General features: G+C 53.6%; 14 protein-coding genes and 1 pseudogene. 6 read left to right on the top strand and 9 right to left on the bottom strand.

The window, feature by feature from the left end; genetic code table 11:
- Positions 1 to 70: 70 nt before the first annotated feature.
- Positions 71 to 1,747, bottom strand: a complete 1,677-nt coding sequence (locus Q3O06_RS00795; RefSeq protein WP_301817069.1) for a formate--tetrahydrofolate ligase — start codon at positions 1,745 to 1,747, stop codon at positions 71 to 73.
- Positions 1,748 to 1,924: 177 nt separating this feature from the next.
- Here Q3O06_RS00795 and Q3O06_RS00800 point away from each other — a divergent pair, with 177 nt between their 5' ends.
- On the top strand, positions 1,925 to 2,356 hold the full coding sequence (locus Q3O06_RS00800) for an EamA family transporter (RefSeq protein ID WP_107820059.1): 432 nt from the start codon (positions 1,925 to 1,927) through the stop codon (positions 2,354 to 2,356).
- A gap of 70 nt (positions 2,357 to 2,426) precedes the next feature.
- Here Q3O06_RS00800 and Q3O06_RS00805 read toward each other — a convergent pair whose 3' ends face one another.
- Together Q3O06_RS00805 and gyrB are read right to left on the bottom strand one after the other, a co-directional pair.
- Positions 2,427 to 3,812, bottom strand: coding sequence for an L-serine ammonia-lyase (locus Q3O06_RS00805; protein ID WP_301817133.1), 1,386 nt, complete (start codon positions 3,810 to 3,812; stop codon positions 2,427 to 2,429).
- A 98-nt stretch (positions 3,813 to 3,910) separates the two neighbouring features.
- Positions 3,911 to 6,301, bottom strand: a complete 2,391-nt coding sequence (gyrB, locus tag Q3O06_RS00810; RefSeq protein WP_301817071.1) for a DNA topoisomerase (ATP-hydrolyzing) subunit B — start codon at positions 6,299 to 6,301, stop codon at positions 3,911 to 3,913.
- A 265-nt stretch (positions 6,302 to 6,566) separates the two neighbouring features.
- On the opposite strand from gyrB, the gene Q3O06_RS00815 reads away from it, so the two are divergent.
- From Q3O06_RS00815 to Q3O06_RS00825, 3 genes are all read left to right on the top strand, one after another.
- A complete protein-coding gene (locus Q3O06_RS00815; protein ID WP_045750347.1) occupies positions 6,567 to 7,439 on the top strand; it encodes a mechanosensitive ion channel family protein in 873 nt (290 codons plus the stop codon).
- Between the two features lie 84 nt (positions 7,440 to 7,523).
- A complete protein-coding gene (locus Q3O06_RS00820) occupies positions 7,524 to 9,560 on the top strand; it encodes a M3 family metallopeptidase (RefSeq protein WP_301817134.1) in 2,037 nt (678 codons plus the stop codon).
- A gap of 16 nt (positions 9,561 to 9,576) precedes the next feature.
- The gene (locus tag Q3O06_RS00825) at positions 9,577 to 9,720 is read left to right on the top strand and encodes a hypothetical protein (RefSeq protein WP_301817073.1); all 144 of its coding nucleotides are present in this window, start codon (positions 9,577 to 9,579) and stop codon (positions 9,718 to 9,720) included.
- Between the two features lie 441 nt (positions 9,721 to 10,161).
- Here the strand turns inward: Q3O06_RS00825 and Q3O06_RS00830 are convergent, their stop codons facing one another.
- From Q3O06_RS00830 to katA, 4 genes are all read right to left on the bottom strand, one after another.
- A complete protein-coding gene (locus Q3O06_RS00830) occupies positions 10,162 to 10,728 on the bottom strand; it encodes a manganese efflux pump MntP (RefSeq protein ID WP_301817075.1) in 567 nt (188 codons plus the stop codon).
- 461 nt (positions 10,729 to 11,189) lie between these two features.
- Complete coding sequence (locus Q3O06_RS00835) at positions 11,190 to 11,639, bottom strand: pilin (protein ID WP_301667449.1); 450 nt, start codon at positions 11,637 to 11,639, stop codon at positions 11,190 to 11,192.
- A gap of 962 nt (positions 11,640 to 12,601) precedes the next feature.
- The gene (locus Q3O06_RS00840; RefSeq protein ID WP_301817076.1) at positions 12,602 to 12,781 is read right to left on the bottom strand and encodes a hypothetical protein; all 180 of its coding nucleotides are present in this window, start codon (positions 12,779 to 12,781) and stop codon (positions 12,602 to 12,604) included.
- A gap of 75 nt (positions 12,782 to 12,856) precedes the next feature.
- On the bottom strand, positions 12,857 to 14,371 hold the full coding sequence (katA, locus tag Q3O06_RS00845) for a catalase KatA (RefSeq protein WP_301817078.1): 1,515 nt from the start codon (positions 14,369 to 14,371) through the stop codon (positions 12,857 to 12,859).
- 350 nt (positions 14,372 to 14,721) lie between these two features.
- Here katA and rpoN point away from each other — a divergent pair, with 350 nt between their 5' ends.
- Both rpoN and hpf read left to right on the top strand, forming a co-directional pair.
- Positions 14,722 to 16,065, top strand: coding sequence for an RNA polymerase factor sigma-54 (gene rpoN / locus Q3O06_RS00850; protein ID WP_301817080.1), 1,344 nt, complete (start codon positions 14,722 to 14,724; stop codon positions 16,063 to 16,065).
- A 74-nt stretch (positions 16,066 to 16,139) separates the two neighbouring features.
- A complete protein-coding gene (hpf, locus tag Q3O06_RS00855; RefSeq protein ID WP_301817082.1) occupies positions 16,140 to 16,433 on the top strand; it encodes a ribosome hibernation-promoting factor, HPF/YfiA family in 294 nt (97 codons plus the stop codon).
- A gap of 96 nt (positions 16,434 to 16,529) precedes the next feature.
- Here the strand turns inward: hpf and Q3O06_RS00860 are convergent.
- Both Q3O06_RS00860 and Q3O06_RS00865 read right to left on the bottom strand, forming a co-directional pair.
- Positions 16,530 to 16,637, bottom strand: a pseudogene (locus tag Q3O06_RS00860) (IS5/IS1182 family transposase); the annotation flags it as partial.
- Between the two features lie 313 nt (positions 16,638 to 16,950).
- Complete coding sequence (locus tag Q3O06_RS00865; protein WP_301817083.1) at positions 16,951 to 17,328, bottom strand: hypothetical protein; 378 nt, start codon at positions 17,326 to 17,328, stop codon at positions 16,951 to 16,953.
- Between the last annotated feature and the right edge of the window lie 41 nt (positions 17,329 to 17,369).

The following is a 17,369-nucleotide window of genomic DNA, read 5'->3' on the forward strand; positions in this document are numbered from 1 at the left end:
ACCGCCGCCTTCCTTCCGAAAAAATGCCGTCTGAAACGGCTTCAGACGGCATCCGGTTTCAGAAAACCGCTCAGAACAAGCCGTGAATCACGCCTTCTGCATCCACATCGATTTTCTCGGCAGCGGGGACTTTGGGCAGACCCGGCATTTTCATCATATTGCCGCACAGCGCGACGATGAAGCCTGCGCCGGCGGAAACGGTAATGCCGCGCACGGTGATGCGGAAGCCTTCGGGGCAGCCCAAAAGTTTGGCGTTGTCGCTCAAAGAATATTGGGTTTTCGCCATACAGACCGGCATTTTGTCTAAGCCCAGTTTTTCCAGCGAGGCGATTTCGGCAGATGCTTCCGCGCTGAAATCAACATCTTCAGCGCCGTACACTTTTTGGGCAATCGCACGGATTTTGTCTTTAATGCTTAACTCAACATCGTAGGCAAAGCCAAAGTTATTCGGTTGGTTTTCAATGGCATTGACGACTTTGCGTGCCAAGTCTGCACCACCTGCGCCGCCTTTGCCCCATACTTCAGTCAAAGAAACTTCAACGCCGTGTTCCGCACAAGCTTTTTCAATCATGGCCAACTCGGCATCGGAATCGGACACGAAGCGGTTGATAGCGACGACGACGGGCAGCCCGAATACATTTTTCAGGTTGGAAATGTGTTTCAAAAGATTGGGCAGACCTTTTGCCAAAGCGTCTAAATTTTCTTCGCCGAGGTTGGCGCGTTCCACGCCGCCGTTGTATTTCAAAGCGCGGACGGTGGCGACGACGACGGCTGCATCGGGTTTCAAACCGGCAAGGCGGCATTTGATGTCGCAGAATTTTTCCGCGCCCAAATCCGCGCCGAAGCCTGCTTCGGTTACGGCGTAATCGGCAAGGTGTTTCGCCAGACGGGTGGCCGTTACAGAGTTACAGCCGTGGGCGATGTTGGCAAACGGGCCGCCGTGTACGAAAGCGGGCGTGCCTTCGATGGTTTGTACCAAATTGGGCTTAATCGCATCTTTGAGCAATGCCGCCATCGCACCGTGGGCTTTCAAATCTTTGGCGTAAACGGGGCCGCCGTCTTTGGCGTAGGCGACGAGGATGTTGCCCAAACGCTCTTTCAAATCACTGATGTCTTTGGCAAGACAGAATACCGCCATCACTTCGGAGGCAACGGTAATGTCGAAACCGTCGGGACGCATCACGCCGTCAACAGGTTTGCCCATACCGTCGATGATGTTGCGCAACTGGCGGTCGTTCATATCAACCACGCGCCGCCACAGCACGCGTTTGGGGTCGATGTTCAACTCGTTGCCTTGGTAGATATGGTTGTCGAGCATGGCGGCGAGCAGGTTATTCGCCGCGCCGATGGCGTGAAAGTCGCCGGTGAAGTGCAGGTTGATGTCTTCCATCGGCAGAACTTGGGCATAGCCGCCGCCTGCTGCACCGCCTTTAACACCGAACACCGGGCCCAAAGAAGGCTCGCGCAGGGCGATAACCGAATCTTTACCGATATGGCGCAACGCATCCGCCAAACCGATGGTTACAGTGGTTTTACCCTCACCCGCAGGAGTCGGATTAATGGCGGTAACCAAAATCAGACGGCCTTGTTTTTGCGGCAGCTTGAATGCCTCGGCAGGATTGATTTTGGCTTTGTAATGACCATAGGGCTCGATGTTGTCAACGTTCAAACCCAGCTTGGCGGCAATTTCACCAATCGGGCGCATGGTGGAAGACTGGGCAATTTCAGCATCGGTTTTGAAGCTCATGATTTTCCTTTATTGAGAGAGGGAAAGGCCGTCTGAAACAATCTCAAGAGACGGCTGGAAGAAAAAGAATATTCGTTCTATTATAGCGTTTTCCAAAGACAAACCGCAGTGAAAATTTTGATATTTCATCAACAAGCGGACTCATATTGTCAACAATTTGAAACAAAGGAATAAAACATGAGCAGCAACGCATGGCTGTTTTGGGCATTGGCATCGGCAGGCTTTGCCTCATTGACCGCCATCTTCGCCAAAATGGGTTTGCAGGGCATAGATTCCGATTTCGCCACCTTTATCCGCACCTTGGTCATCCTCGCCGCTTTGGTACTGTTTTTGACCTACACCGGCAAATGGCAGGGCGTAAACGGCTTTACCGGCCGCAACTGGACGTTTCTGATTTTATCCGGACTCGCCACCGGCGCATCCTGGCTCGCCTACTTCAAAGCCCTGCAACTGGGCAACGCCTCGCAAGTCGCGCCCGTCGACAAATTCAGCCTGGTCTTGGTCGCGCTGATGGCGGTGGTTTTCTTGGACGAACGCCCGAACACGCAGGAGTGGATAGGCTTGGGGCTGGTAACGGCGGGCGTGTTGACGCTGGCGTTGAAGCGGTAAACCCACAAGAAATAAATGAAATGCCGTCTGAAAAACTGTTTTCAGACGGCATTTCCGTTTCTGTCCATCCTCAGCACTCAACCACGCGCACGGATATGGGGATAGCTTTTTTCTGGAGTGTGGCGGCGAGTCCGGCAAGCGAGGTTTCTTTGTAGGTCGCCTTCATATCCCGACCGGTCTGCAACATGGTTTGGATGACTTCGTCGAGCGAGACTTTTTTGTCCGTGCCGTCTTCCAAGAGCGCGAGCGTGCCGAGTTTGAGGGCTTTTTCGGCGGCGATGCCGTTGCGTTCGATGCAGGGGATTTGCACCAGTCCGCCGACGGGGTCGCAAGTTAAGCCCAAATGGTGTTCCATCGCCATTTCGGCGGCATTTTCCACTTGTTTGGGTGTACCGCCGATAACTTCGGCGTATGCGCCCGCCGCCATCGAACACGCTACGCCGACTTCTCCCTGACAACCGACATCCGCACCGGAAATGGAGGCGTTGGTTTTGTAGAGGATGCCGATTGCGCCTGCGGTGAGCAGGAAGTTTTCGACGCGTTCCTGTGTGGCGTGAGGGTTGAACTTGCGGAAATAGTGCAATACGGCGGGAATGATGCCTGCCGCCCCGTTGGTCGGCGCGGTAACGACGCGTCCGCCGGCGGCGTTTTCTTCGTTGACCGCCATGGCGTACACCATCGGCCAAAGCTGGGTGTTGACGATTTCGGTTTCGCGCAGGACTTTAAGCTTGGCGGCAAGCTGCGGGGCGCGGCGGCGGACGTTCAATCCGCCGGGCAGTTCGCCGTCCGCACCCAAACCGCGTTTGATGCAGCCTTCCATCACGTCGGCAACGGCAGCAACGCGGCGGCGGATCTCGGTTTCACTGCATCCGGCAAGCGCAGCCTCGTTTGCCAACACGACTTCGGAAATATCCAGCCGGTTCAGACGGCATTGGGCAAGCAGCTCGGCACAACTGTTGTAAGGATAAGGAACGGCTTTTTCCGTTTCCGACTGCCGCTCGAAATCTTCTTCGGTAACGACAAACCCGCCGCCGACCGAATAATAAACCTGCTCCTTCAAGACTGCCCCGTCTGAAGCATAGGCGGTAAAACGCAGTCCGTTGGGGTGTTTGGGCAGCACTTGATTGCCGCGTATGTGCAAATCGTGCCGGGGGTCGAACACAATTTCATTTCCGTTAAGCAGCAGGATATGCCGGGAGCGGATACGTTCGAGGCGGTCGGGAATGCCGGCAAGCGGAATATCGTGCGGCAGGCTGCCTTCCAAACCGAGCATCAGCGCGTCAAACGTACCGTGCCCGTATCCGGTCAGGGCGAGCGAGCCGTAAATGTCGATGGCGATGCGGGCGGTTTGCGCGTCCAAACCTGCGGCAAATGCGGCGGCGGCCTTCATCGGACCGACGGTGTGCGAGCTGGAAGGGCCGATACCGATTTTGAAAATGTCGAAAATGCTGATCATGGTTTTGCTCCGAAAGGCGGTTTCAGACGGCATGGCTTCCGTTTGACAAACCAAAAGGAGACGCGGCAAGCTGCCCGTCTCCTTTCTTAAAACGGCACTTATGCGTCGATATTTTGGGCAATCAGCGCGTTGTTTTCGATGAAGGCGCGGCGCGGTTCGACTTCGTCGCCCATCAGGGTAACGAACACTTCGTCGGCGGCGATGGCATCTTCGATGCGCACTTTCAACAGACGGCGCACGGCGGGGTCCATCGTCGTTTCCCAAAGCTGCTCGGGGTTCATCTCGCCCAATCCTTTATACCGCTGGATGGACATGCCTTTTTGGGCGTTTTGGAGCAGGATGTTCAGCGCGGCTTCAAAGCTGTCCACATCGTACTCGTTTTCGCCTTTGTAAAGCTTGGCGCCCTCGCCGACCAAGCCTTTGAGCGCGGCGGCGGTTTGGGTGAGGGTTTGGTAGGCTTTGCTGTTGAGGAACTTGGGTTCGATGTAGCTGACCATGACGTTGCCGTGCAGCTTGCGCGTGATTTTGATGAACTGGTGTCCTTCATGACCTTCGATGCGTTCGAGGGCGACTTCTTTTTCGTCGAGCAGACCGGAAAGTTCGGCAACGGCTTTATCGGCGTTTTCAGACGACGTCAAATCGATGGGCGACGCGTGCAGCATGGCGCGCAGGACGAGTTCGTCCACGAAGCGGCTTTCCTGTCCGATAACGGTTTTCGCCAACAGGAATTGTTTGGCGGTGTCGGCAAGCTCTGCACCTTCGATGGTGCGGCCGTCTGAAACGATTTTGGCTTTTTCCAAGGCGAGTCCGAGCAGCCATTGGTCTTTTTCCAACTCGTCCTTGAGGTAACGTTCCTGTTTGCCGTATTTCGCTTTATACAAAGGCGGCTGGGCGATATAGATGTAGCCGCGCTCGACCAGTTCGGGCATTTGGCGGTAGAAGAAGGTCAGGAGCAGGGTGCGGATGTGCGCACCGTCCACGTCGGCATCGGTCATGATGATGATGCGGTGGTAACGCAGTTTTTCGGGGTTGAACTCTTCTTTGCCGATGCCTGCGCCCAGCGCGGTAATCAGGGTGGCGACCTCTTGGCTGGCGAGCATTTTTTCAAAACGGGCTTTTTCGACGTTCAAAATTTTGCCTTTGAGCGGCAAAATGGCTTGGAATTTGCGGTCGCGGCCTTGTTTGGCAGAACCGCCTGCGGAATCGCCCTCAACCAGATAAAGTTCTGACAAGGCAGGGTCTTTTTCTTGGCAGTCGGCGAGTTTGCCGGGCAGTCCCAAGCCGTCCATCACGCCTTTGCGGCGTGTGATTTCGCGGGCTTTGCGGGCGGCTTCGCGCGCGCGGGCGGCATCGACGATTTTGCCGGTGATGATTTTGGCTTCGGTCGGGTTTTCTTCAAGGAAGTCGGTCAGGGCTTGGTTGATGACTTCGTTGACGACGGGGCCGATTTCGCTGGAAACCAGTTTGTCTTTGGTTTGCGATGAGAATTTGGGGTCGGGCAGTTTGACGGACAACACGCAGGTCAAACCTTCGCGCATATCGTCGCCGGCGGTTTCAACTTTGGCTTTTTTGGCGACTTCGTTGGCTTCGATGTAGCTGTTGATGGTGCGCGTCATGACTTGGCGCAACGCGGTCAGGTGCGTACCGCCGTCGCGCTGCGGGATGTTGTTGGTGAAGCACTGCACGCTTTCCTGATAGCTGTCGTTCCACTGCATCGCACATTCGACGCTCATGCCGTCTTTCTCGCCGAACGCGTAGAAGATTTTTTCGTGCAACGGCGTTTTTTTGCGGTTCATGTATTGCACGAACCCGGCCACGCCGCCGGAAAGGGCGAAGCTTTCGTGTTTGCCGTCGCGCTCGTCAATCAATTCGATGTCCACGCCGTTGTTCAGGAAGGAAAGTTCGCGGATGCGCTTGGCGAGGATGTCGAAGCTGTATTCGACGTTGCCGAAGGTTTCCGCGCTGGCGAGGAAGCGCACGGTCGTGCCTTTTTTGTCGGAATCGCCGACAACTTTCAACGGCTCTTCGGTTTCGCCGCGCACGAAGCGGACGAAGTGTTCTTTGCCGTCGCGGTAGATGGTCAGCGTAACCCAGTCGGACAGTGCGTTGACGACGGACACGCCCACGCCGTGCAGGCCGCCGGAGATTTTGTAGCTGTTGTTGTCGAACTTGCCGCCTGCGTGCAATACGGTCATGATGACTTCGGCGGCGGAGCGTCCTTCTTTCGGGTGGATGCCGGTGGGCATACCGCGCCCGTTGTCGGCGACGCTGACGGAATTGTCGGCATGGATGGTTACGGTGATTTTATCGCAATGTCCCGCCAGTGCTTCGTCGATGGCGTTGTCCAATACTTCAAACACCATATGGTGCAGGCCGCTGCCGTCCTGCGTGTCGCCGATGTACATGCCGGGGCGTTTGCGTACCGCTTCCAAGCCTTCGAGCACCTGAATGCTGTCGGCGCCGTATTCTTCGTGTTTTTGTTCAGTCATATTTTTTGCCGGATTTTGAAAAGATTTTGCGATGCCGCCAAAACAGTCCGCACCTTGTGGAAAAAGCGGGCGGGACGGCGTATATAATTGTGTATTATAGCCGATTTTGCCGCCTGATTCAGCGTTATCCGCATCCGTATGCCGTCTGAAAGGGCGGGCGGCGCATTGGCGGCCGGTAGGGGCGCGGGATTTGCCGGCAAAGTGGCAAAAGCGTTTTTTTGCCACTAAAATCTACGCCCTAAACTTTTCGGACAGGGGTGCGGAAATGGAAATATGGAATCTTCTGAACACTTGGCTCGATGCCGTCCCGATACGTGCGGAGGCGGTCGAATCCGTGGCGGCGGTTGCGGCTTTGCTGCTGGCGCGCGCCCTTCTGTTGAACATCCACTTCAGACGGCATCCGGATTTCGGCATCGAAAGCAAGCGGCGGTTTTTGGTTGCCAGCCGCAATATAACGCTGCTTTTGGTGCTGTTTTCGCTGGCATTTATCTGGTCGGCGCAAATTCAAACGCTGGCTTTGTCGATGTTTGCGGTGGCGGCGGCGGTCGTCGTGGCGACGAAGGAACTGATTATGTGTTTGTCGGGCAGTATTTTAAGGTCTGCCACCCAGCAATACTCGGTCGGCGACTATATCGAAATCAACGGCCTGCGCGGGCGCGTGGTCGACATCAACCTGTTGAACACGCTGATGATGCAGGTCGGCCCGAACCCCTTGGTCGGACAGCTTGCGGGAACCACCGTTTCTTTCCCCAACAGCCTGTTGTTGAGCCACCCCGTGCGCCGCGACAATATTTTGGGCGACTATGTCATCCATACGGTCGAAATCCCCGTCCCCATCCATTTGGATTCGGATGAAGCCGTATGCCGTCTGAAAGCCGTACTCGAGCCCTTGTGCGCGCCCTACATCCCCGCCATCCAACGGCATTTGGAAAACGTGCAGGCGGAAAAACTGTTTATCACGCCCGCCGCCAGACCGCGCGTTACCCGCGTGCCGTACGACGACAAGGCATACCGCATCATCGTCCGCTTCGCCTCCCCCGTTTCAAAGCGGCTGGAAATCCAGCAGGCGGTTATGGACGAATTTTTGCGCGTACAATACCGCCTGTTAAATCATCCCGCCGACTCCGAAACACTTTAACTTTCCCCGGTCGGCACCATTTCCGGCTTCAGACGGCATATTGCCGATATGCCGTCTGAAGCACAACACACAAAGGAACCCGACATGAACGATAACGTATTGCTCCACTTGGGCGAAGAACCCCGTTTCGACCAAATCAAAACCGAAGACATCAAACCCGCCGTCCAAACCGCCATTGCCGAAGCGCGCGAACAAATCGCCGCCATCAAAGCACAAACACACACCGACTGGGCAAACACCGTCGAATCCCTGACCGGCATCACCGAACGCGTCGGCAGGATTTGGGGCGTGGTATCGCATCTCAACTCCGTCGTCGATACGCCCGAACTGCGCGCCGTCTATAACGAACTGATGCCCGAAATCACCGTCTTCTTCACCGAAATCGGACAAGACATCGAACTATACAACCGCTTCAAAACCATCAAAAATTCCCCCGAATTTGCAACGCTTTCCCCCGCACAAAAAACCAAGCTCAACTACGACCTGCGCGATTTCGTATTGAGCGGCGCGGAACTGCCGCCCGAACAGCAGGCAGAACTGGCAAAACTGCAAACCGAAGGCGCGCAACTTTCCGCCAAATTCTCCCAAAACGTCCTAGACGCGACCGACGCGTTCGGCATTTACTTTGACGATGCCGCACCGCTTGCCGGCATTCCCGAAGACGCGCTCGCGATGTTTGCCGCCGCCGCGCAAAGCGAAGGCAAAACAGGCTACAAAATCGGCTTGCAGATTCCGCACTACCTTGCCGTCATCCAATACGCCGACAACCGCGAACTGCGCGAACAAATCTACCGCGCCTACGTTACCCGCGCCAGCAAACTTTCAGACGACGGCAAATTCGACAACACCGCCAACATCGACCGCACGCTCGAAAACGCCCTGCAAACCGCCAAACTGCTCGGCTTCAAAAACTACGCCGAGCTGTCGCTGGCAACCAAAATGGCGGACACGCCCGAACAGGTTTTAAACTTCCTGCACGACCTCGCCCGCCGCGCCAAACCCTACGCCGAAAAAGACCTCGCCGAAGTCAAAGCCTTCGCCCGCGAACGCCTGAACCTCGCCGATTTGCAACCGTGGGACTTGGGCTATGCCGGCGAAAAACTGCGCGAAGCCAAATACGCGTTCAGCGAAACCGAAGTTAAAAAATACTTCCCCGTCGGCAAAGTATTAAACGGACTGTTCGCCCAAATCAAAAAACTCTACGGCATCGGATTCGCCGAAAAAACCGTCCCCGTCTGGCACAAAGACGTGCGCTACTTTGAATTGCAACAGAACGGCGAAACCATAGGCGGCGTTTATATGGATTTGTACGCACGCGAAGGCAAACGCGGCGGCGCGTGGATGAACGACTACAAAGGCCGCCGCCGTTTTTCAGACGGCACGCTGCAACTGCCGACCGCCTACCTCGTCTGCAACTTCGCCCCGCCCGTCGGCGGCAGGGAAGCGCGTTTGAGCCACGACGAAATCCTCACCCTCTTCCACGAAACCGGCCACGGCCTGCACCACCTGCTTACCCAAGTGGACGAACTGGGCGTATCCGGCATCAACGGCGTAGAATGGGACGCGGTCGAACTGCCCAGCCAGTTTATGGAAAACTTCGTCTGGGAATACGACGTTTTGGCACAAATGTCCGCCCACGAAGAAACCGGCGAGCCCCTGCCGAAAGAACTCTTCGACAAAATGCTTGCCGCCAAAAACTTCCAACGCGGAATGTTCCTCGTCCGCCAGATGGAGTTCGCCCTCTTCGATATGCTGATTTACAGCGAAAGCGACGAATGCCGTCTGAAAAACTGGCAACAGGTTTTAGACAGCGTGCGCAAAGAAGTCGCCGTCATCCAACCGCCCGAATACAACCGCTTCGCCTTGAGCTTCGGCCACATCTTCGCCGGCGGCTATTCCGCAGGCTATTACAGCTACGCGTGGGCGGAAGTATTGAGCGCGGACGCATACGCCGCCTTTGAAGAAAGCAGCGACGTTGCCGCCACAGGCAAACGCTTTTGGCAGGAAATCCTCGCCGTCGGCGGATCGCGCAGTGCAGCAGAATCCTTCAAAGCCTTCCGGGGGCGCGAACCGCGCATAGACGCACTGCTGCGCCACAGCGGCTTCGACAACGCGGCTTGATCGATGTGAACAAAAAATGCCGTCTGAAACAATCAAACAGTGTTTCAGACGGCATCAGCATTTGCGCGGTTTCGCCATTTTCACAAAAACAGCAAGCCAAAATCCCGTCATTCCCGCGCAGGCGGGAATCCGGAAACTCAAAGTTGCAAGAATTTATTAGAAATGGCTGAAACTCAACGAACCTAGATTCCCACTTTCGTGGGAATGACGGGATATAGGTTCCCGTGCGGATGGATTCGTCATTCCCGCGCAGGCGGGAATCCAAAAACTCAAAGTTGCAAGAATTTATTAGAAATGGCTGAAACTCAACGAACCTGGATTCCCGCTTTCGCGGGAATGACGCGGAAAAGTTGCTGTGATTTCGGATAAATTTCCGCAACGTTTAATTTCCGTTTTACCCGATAAATGCCCGCAATCTCAAATCCCGTCATTCCCCAAAAACAAAAAATCAAAAACAGAAATCCCGTCATTCCCGCGCAGGCGGGAATCTAGTTTTGTCGGTACGGAAACTTATCGGATAAAACGGTTTCTTTAGATTTTATGTTCTGGATTCCCGCTTTCGCGGGAATGACGGAATATTTTTGCATTTTATTTTCCGACATCATTGAATCAAACCCAAATGCGACAAGAGCGTCCAAGTGCCGATGGCGATCAACACCAAACCTCCGGCAAACTCGGCGCGTTTGCCGAACAATCCGCCCAAAGCCCTTCCCGCCGTCAACCCGAACGCCACCATCACCGTCGTCGCCATACCGATGACGGCGGCGGCAAAGGCGATGTTTACCTCCATAAACGCCAAGCCCACCCCGACTATCATGGAATCAATACTGGTTCCAAAAGCAGTCAGAACCGTTATCCATAGGCTTTCCCGTTTGCTTTCGCGCACATTGTCCACCTCGCCGGACAACCCTTCGCGCATCATTTTCAGACCCAGCCCGCCCAGCAGGACAAAAGCCGCCCAATGGTCCCATTCGCTGATAAACGGCTTGGCATAAAAACCGCCCGCCCAGCCCGCCAGCGGCGTGAGTGCCTCAACCGTGCCGAACACCAAAGCCGTTGCCGCAATTTTGCGCGGGGGCATCCTGACCGCCGCACCCTTTGCCAATGCGACGGCAAACGCATCCATCGACATCCCCAGCGCAACCAAGAGCAAAGCGTAAAAACCCATACCGCACCCGTCCTTAAAAAGGGCGGATTATAGCAAAACAGCAAAGTGCGAAAAACGCCGCACGAAAACCCGCATCCCGTCATTCCCCAAAAACAAAAAAAATCAAAAACAGAAATCCCGTCATTCCCGCGCAGGCGGGAATCTAGGTCTGTCGGTACGGAAACTTATCGGGTAAAACGGTTTCTTTAGATTTTACGTTCTGGATTCCCGCTTTCGCGGGAATGACGCGGAAAAGTTTCCGTGCCGGTTTGAACCGGTGGGGATGGTGCGGGAATGACGGCGGAAAAGTGGGCTGTGGGGCGGGAATGACGGGATATTTTGCGTTTAATAAAAAACGCCCGCCGAAACGGCAAAGGCGGACGGAGGATACCGTCTGAAGCGGCAAAGGGGAATAGAAAATGCCGCCCGAGCGGTTCGGGCGGCATTTGTTTTCACGGCGGGGTCAAACCCGGTCATTGTCCTTATTTGGTGCGGCAGGAAGACGGCAGGAATTTGTCGTCCACAGTACCTTTTTTACATTCCCAAGAGAACGAGCCGGAGTTTTGTTGACCTACCAAAGTCAAAGTTTTACCTTTGATGTCGGCATTCACACCGGAAGATTTCATGGTAGAGGTAATTTGGGCACCAGACGTACCTACTTTACCAACTTCTACTTTAGCCACATATTTACCTGTAATTGTAGAAGCAGTAGCAATACCTGCGGAGGCATTGTTGGCAGGGAATACTCCGTTGTCGGAAAAATACTCGACCACTGCGGCTTTTTGACCTTCTGCCAAAGTCAGGGCTTCGGACATTTGGGCGCGCGCGGTGTAGTCTTGGTATGCGGGCAGGGCGACGGCTGCCAAGATACCGACGATGGCGATGACGATCATCAGCTCGATCAGGGTGAAACCTTTTTGGATTGCTTTCATTTGGATGACTCCTGTTTGAAAATGTTTAAGTTTGATTGGAATTTGCGGCATCCGCCGCAAACGTAAACCCGTAATGTATTTGACCGTGGTCTTTTTTGTTTCGGTTCGCCTTCTTTCCAGCAAGCGGCGTGCCAAAACCGGGTTCGGCTCGGCATTTTACAGAATATTTTTTTATTTGTCTGTTTGGTATGGGTATTTTTTTATATCAACGCGGTGTGGCCTGCGGCGGAATAATGCGGCGGGCTGACGTTTTTTGTCAGTTGTGACAATTTTTGTCAGTTTTGTGCTGACGTTTTTTGTCAGATTTTGTCAGATTGGGGTTTTTTTTTGGGGGGGGTGGGGCAGGGTGGGATTGGTGTGATGACGAAATATAAGTTTCCCGCCATTCCCGCGAAAGCGGGAATCCAGTTTTGTCGGCGCGGAAACTTATCGGGAAAAACGGTTTCTTTAGATTTTACGTTCTGGATTCCCACTTTCGTGGGAATGACGGGATATAGGTTTCCGTGCGGATGGATTCGTCATTCCCGCACAGGCGGGAATCCGGAAACTCAAAGTTGCAAGAATTTATTAGAAATGGCTGAAACTCAACGAACCTGGATTCCCACTTTCGTGGGAATGACGCGGAAAAGTTGCTGTGATTTCGGATAAATTTTCGCAACGCTTAATTTCCGTTTTACCCGATAAATGCCCGCAACCTCAAATCCCGCCATTACCCAAAAACAAAAAATCAAAAACAGAAATCCCGTCATTCCCGCGCAGGCGGGAATCTAGAGTTGTCGGCACAGAAACTTATCGGGAAAAACGGTTTCTTTGGATTTTACGTTCTGGATTCCCACTTTCGTGGGAATGACGGAGGAGGGGTTGCTGTTTTCCCGATAAATGCCCGCAATCTCAAATCCCGTCATTCCCCAAAAACAAAAAATCAAAAACAGAAATCCCGTCATTCCCGCGCAGGCGGGAATCTAGTTTTGTCGGTACGGAAACTTATCGGGGAAAACGGTTTCTTTAGATTTTACGTTCTGGATTCCCACTTTCGTGGGAATGACGGGATATTTTGCGTTTAATAAAAAACGCCCGCCAAAACGGCGGGGCGGGGTGTGGAAATGCCGTCTGAAGCGGTCAAACAACGTTTCAGACGGCATTTTTATGCCCGGTTATTTCCGGTAGCGGACGGCGCGGGACAGGATTTCTTCAATTTCCATCCACATAATTCCCCCTTACAGCAAACCGGGCTGTCCCAATGCAGGGTCGGTCGCGCGGGCGGCTTGTGCGTCTTCGACGGTCAGTCCGAGGGCTTTTGCCACGCCTTCGCCGTATGCCGGATCGCAACGGTAGCAGTTGCGGATATGGCGGTATTTGATGAAGTCGGGCGCGTCGCCCATTGCGGCGGCGGTGTTGCCGAACAAAGCCTGTTTCTGCTCGTCGTTCATCAGGTTGAACAAGGCGCGCGGTTGGCTGAAGTAGTCGTCATCGTCTTGGCGGTAGTCCCAGTGTGCCGCGTCGCCGTTGATTTTCAAAGGCGGTTCGGCGAAGTCGGGTTGTTGCTGCCATTGGCCGAAGCTGTTGGGTTCGTAGTGCGGCAGGCTGCCGTAGTTGCCGTCGGCTCGGCCTTGTCCGTCGCGCTGGTTGCTGTGAACAGGGCAGCGCGGACGGTTGACGGGGATTTGGCGGAAGTTTACGCCCAAACGGTAGCGTTGCGCGTCGGCGTAATTGAACAAACGCGCTTGCAGCATTTTGTCGGGGCTCGCGCCGATACCGGGAACGAGGTTGCTCGGTGCGAAGGCGGATTGTTCGACATCGGCGAAGAAGTTTTCGGGATTGCGGTTCAACTCGAATTCGCCCACTTCAATCAGCGGATAGTCTTTTTTCGGCCAAACTTTGGTCAGGTCAAACGGATGATAAGGCACTTTTTCCGCATCGGCTTCAGGCATGACTTGGATGTACATCGTCCATTTCGGGAAGTCGCCGCGCTCGATGGCTTCGTACAGGTCGCGCTGGTGGCTTTCGCGGTCGTCGGCGATGATTTTGGCGGCTTCTTCGTTGGTCAGGTTTTTAATGCCTTGTTGGGTGCGGAAATGGAATTTCACCCAAAAACGCTCGCCTGCTTCGTTCCAGAAGCTGTAGGTATGCGAACCGAAACCGTGCATATGGCGGTAGCCGGCAGGGATGCCGCGGTCGCTCATCACGATGGTAACTTGGTGCAACGCTTCGGGCAGCAGCGTCCAAAAATCCCAGTTGTTTGTGGCGGAACGCATATTGGTGCGCGGATCGCGTTTGACGGCTTTGTTCAAGTCAGGGAATTTACGCGGATCGCGTAGGAAGAACACGGGCGTGTTGTTGCCGACCACATCCCAGTTGCCTTCTTCGGTATAGAACTTCAAGGCAAAGCCGCGGATGTCGCGTTCCGCATCGGCTGCGCCGCGCTCGCCTGCCACGGTGGTGAAACGGGCGAACATCTCGGTTTTTTTGCCGACTTCGCTGAAGATTTTGGCGCGAGTGTATTGGGTGATGTCGTGTGTTACGGTAAACGTACCGAACGCGCCCGAACCTTTGGCGTGCATACGGCGTTCGGGGATGACTTCGCGCACGAAGTCGGCGAGTTTTTCATTCAGCCACAAATCCTGCGCCAGCAGGGGGCCGCGCGGGCCGGCGGTCAGGCTGTTTTGATTGTCGGCAACGGGCGCGCCGTTGTTCATGGTCAGATGGGTTACGGGGCATTTGGAGGCAGTCATCGCTCTTGTTCCTTTTCTCGGGTTGGTCAAATGGGGGGGGTAAACGGCTTACAGTACGATTTGGCGGAAAGCGTATTCGTAACCGGTTTCTTGATTGCAATAAATTTCTTGAATCGACATTTTGTTTTCCTTTTGCAAAAACTATGGATGCGACTATACGCCAAGATTTTCGCTATTAAAACTATGAAATCGATTTAATATTGTTATAAGCAATCGGTTTTTGATTTCCGTTTGTTTTTTGTTATCGGACAGAATCCGAACCCGCCCATTAAAACCATTTATAATGCAATGACGCTTTGCGGCATTTTTTGCGCCGGCAGGCTGAAAATAACAATTTTCCCCACATTATCATGACCTTACTCGGAATAAAGCTCAAACAGACCCAGCAGCTCGACCAGCGGCTGCAACAATCTTTGCGCGTATTGCAGATGTCGGGTATCGAACTTGAACGCGAGGTTGAGGACTGGCTGTCGGACAACCCCCTGCTCGAACGCAAAGAAACGGATGAATTTTCCGATGCCGAGTTCAGCCATTACACCGCGCCCGCGCGTCAAATCGGCGGAGACGAAGGCGAAGATATGCTGTCCAACATCGCCGGCGAAGAAGATTTCAAGCAATACCTGCACGCGCAAGTGTGCGAACACCCGCTTTCCGACCAAGAAGCCGCCTGTGTCCACATCCTTATCGATTTCCTTGACGAGCAAGGTTATCTGACCGACAGCATCGAAGACATCCTCGACCATACGCCCTTGGAGTGGATGTTAGATGAGGCAATGCTGCAACAAGCCCTGACCGCATTGAAAAAATTCGACCCGGCAGGCGTGGCCGCCGCCGATTTGAACGAATCGCTGATATTGCAGATAGAAAGATCGGACGGATGCACCGCCAAAACCGCCGCCCTGCATATCGTCCGAACCGCACTCGACAGCATTGACGGCAACCGCAGCCAAACCCTCGCGCGAATAAAAAAACGCCTGCCCCAAACCGACAGCGGCACGCTGGAAAGCGCACTCGACCTCATTGCCTCGCTCAACCCCTTTCCCGCCGCCGGTTTCGCCTCCGCCGCGCCCGTGCCGTATATCCGACCCGATGTTTGGGTGGAAGCGGATGGAAACGGCTGGAAGGTGCGCTTCAACGAAGATGCCCAACCCGCCTTGCAACTCAACCGCGAATATTGCGGACTGATGCCGTCTGAAGGCGTTTCCCCCGAATGGAAGGAAAAAATCAGCGAAGCCAAACAACGTATCGATTCACTGGAATTGAGGAAGGCAACCGTCCTCCTCCTTGCCAAATACATCGTCAAACATCAGGCAGACTTTTTCACTTTTGGTGAAATCGGACTTGTCCCCCTGCTGATGAAAGATGCTGCCGCCGAATTGGGTGTGGCAGAAAGTACCGTTTCCCGCGCGGCGGGCCAAAAATATTTGTCTTGCCCGCGCGGAGTGTTTGCGCTACGCTATTTCTTCACGCAGGCAGTTCAAATGGAAGAAGGCAAAGAAGCCGTCAGCCAACACGCCGTTAAAGCCGCGCTTTCCCAGCTTGTTAGCAGCGAAGACAAACGCAAGCCCTATTCTGACGAGGCACTCGCCAACCTGCTGGCTTTCCGCGGTATGGAAGTTTCCCGCCGCACCGTTGCCAAATACAGAGAATCCCTTGAGATTCCGGCAGCACACAAACGCAAAACCGCAGAATAATTTTTCAACACAATGCTACAACCCGTTTTTCCGTTCCGTCGCCGACGGACAGAACCCACCGAAGGAGCTGTATCATGAATCTGAAAATCACCGGTCTGAATTTTGACGTTACCGAAGCCATCAAAAACCACGTTTCCAAGAAACTGGAGCGCATCAACCGCCACGCTTCGGACATCATTTCTATAACTGTAACGCTGTCTGTGGAAAAAGCCGGCCATAAGGCCGAGGCAGACGTACACCTTGCCGGTAAAGACCTGCACGTCGAGTCCGACGGTCAGGACATGTATGCCGCCATCGACACCCTGACAGACAAACTTGACCGCGCCGTATTGAAACACAAAGAAAAAAGCGGCGAAATCCGCCATTGACCGAAAGTCCGTAACGGCAAAATGCCGTCTGAAACAGGTTTCCGTTTCAGACGGCATTTTGTTGCCCGATATATCGGGGCACAAAACCGTCCTCCGATATAGTGGATTAAATTTAAACCAGTACGGCGTTGCCTCGCCTTGCCGTACTATTTGTACTGTCTGCGGTTTCGTCGCCTTGTCCTGATTTAAATTTAATCCACTATATAGGCACAATCCCCAAAGAAATACGAAAAGGATACTAATTATGATATTTGGATGTAAGAAATTTTTTGCTATTGAAGTAACCAAGCTACCAATAAAATCCTATTATTCCACAATACCATTGAGAATTTGGATAAATTCTATACCGCTAGGAACATTTAATGATGAGACCTACAGTGGACGGTATGGCTACAATGATGCGGTAATTCATGTTAGTCCGTCATCGGTACAATCGCCTACACCGATACAACCAACACCACCGGTAACGCCGAATAAATAAGGCAAACTAAAACCCCAGCATTTGCTGGGGTTTCCTTTAATATCTTCTGATGAAAATTCGGTCTTTCGGTCGAACAGAATCGGGGCAATCTCCACCGACATCCCTACCGCCATTTTTGTACCATACATCAGTGCAGTATTCCAATTGCGTAATACGACCTTCACGATAGGCTTGAAGTCGCGCTGTCTCTTCACGAGTGTTCCACCAAACTCGACAAGCCCCATAACGTTCTTCCAAACGCCCTTCAAAGATAAAAGGACAGCCCGGAAAATCATTTTGTATTTTGTACAAGTAGGTGCGGATTTCCTCTGCCGTATAGCGAGAGCCACTGCGTTTTACAGTGGTTGAGCCAGTATTCAAAGCAGAGCAACCAGTCAAAACAACCAATGCGCAAACCATCAATAATTTTTTCATTTCAAGCACTCCTGTTCAATCAATTCATGTGGCTATATTAG

It is taken from the genome of Neisseria maigaei, assembly GCF_958267405.1.
GTDB classification, from domain to species: Bacteria; Pseudomonadota; Gammaproteobacteria; order Burkholderiales; family Neisseriaceae; genus Neisseria; species Neisseria bergeri.

What these genes read in the sequence shown, in the direction of transcription:
- Q3O06_RS00815 (WP_045750347.1), top strand. Translation starts at nt 6,567, where the DNA reads ATGGAAATATGGAATCTTCTGAACACTTGGCTCGATGCCGTCCCGATA.
- katA (WP_301817078.1), bottom strand. Translation starts at nt 14,371, where the DNA reads ATGACTGCCTCCAAATGCCCCGTAACCCATCTGACCATGAACAACGGC.
- Q3O06_RS00825 (WP_301817073.1), top strand. Translation starts at nt 9,577, where the DNA reads ATGCCGTCTGAAACAATCAAACAGTGTTTCAGACGGCATCAGCATTTG.
- Q3O06_RS00830 (WP_301817075.1), bottom strand. Translation starts at nt 10,728, where the DNA reads ATGGGTTTTTACGCTTTGCTCTTGGTTGCGCTGGGGATGTCGATGGAT.
- gyrB (WP_301817071.1), bottom strand. Translation starts at nt 6,301, where the DNA reads ATGACTGAACAAAAACACGAAGAATACGGCGCCGACAGCATTCAGGTG.
- Q3O06_RS00795 (WP_301817069.1), bottom strand. Translation starts at nt 1,747, where the DNA reads ATGAGCTTCAAAACCGATGCTGAAATTGCCCAGTCTTCCACCATGCGC.
- Q3O06_RS00865 (WP_301817083.1), bottom strand. Translation starts at nt 17,328, where the DNA reads ATGAAAAAATTATTGATGGTTTGCGCATTGGTTGTTTTGACTGGTTGC.
- Q3O06_RS00820 (WP_301817134.1), top strand. Translation starts at nt 7,524, where the DNA reads ATGAACGATAACGTATTGCTCCACTTGGGCGAAGAACCCCGTTTCGAC.
- Q3O06_RS00800 (WP_107820059.1), top strand. Translation starts at nt 1,925, where the DNA reads ATGAGCAGCAACGCATGGCTGTTTTGGGCATTGGCATCGGCAGGCTTT.
- Q3O06_RS00805 (WP_301817133.1), bottom strand. Translation starts at nt 3,812, where the DNA reads ATGATCAGCATTTTCGACATTTTCAAAATCGGTATCGGCCCTTCCAGC.
- Q3O06_RS00835 (WP_301667449.1), bottom strand. Translation starts at nt 11,639, where the DNA reads ATGAAAGCAATCCAAAAAGGTTTCACCCTGATCGAGCTGATGATCGTC.
- Q3O06_RS00840 (WP_301817076.1), bottom strand. Translation starts at nt 12,781, where the DNA reads ATGCCGTCTGAAACGTTGTTTGACCGCTTCAGACGGCATTTCCACACC.
- rpoN (WP_301817080.1), top strand. Translation starts at nt 14,722, where the DNA reads ATGACCTTACTCGGAATAAAGCTCAAACAGACCCAGCAGCTCGACCAG.
- hpf (WP_301817082.1), top strand. Translation starts at nt 16,140, where the DNA reads ATGAATCTGAAAATCACCGGTCTGAATTTTGACGTTACCGAAGCCATC.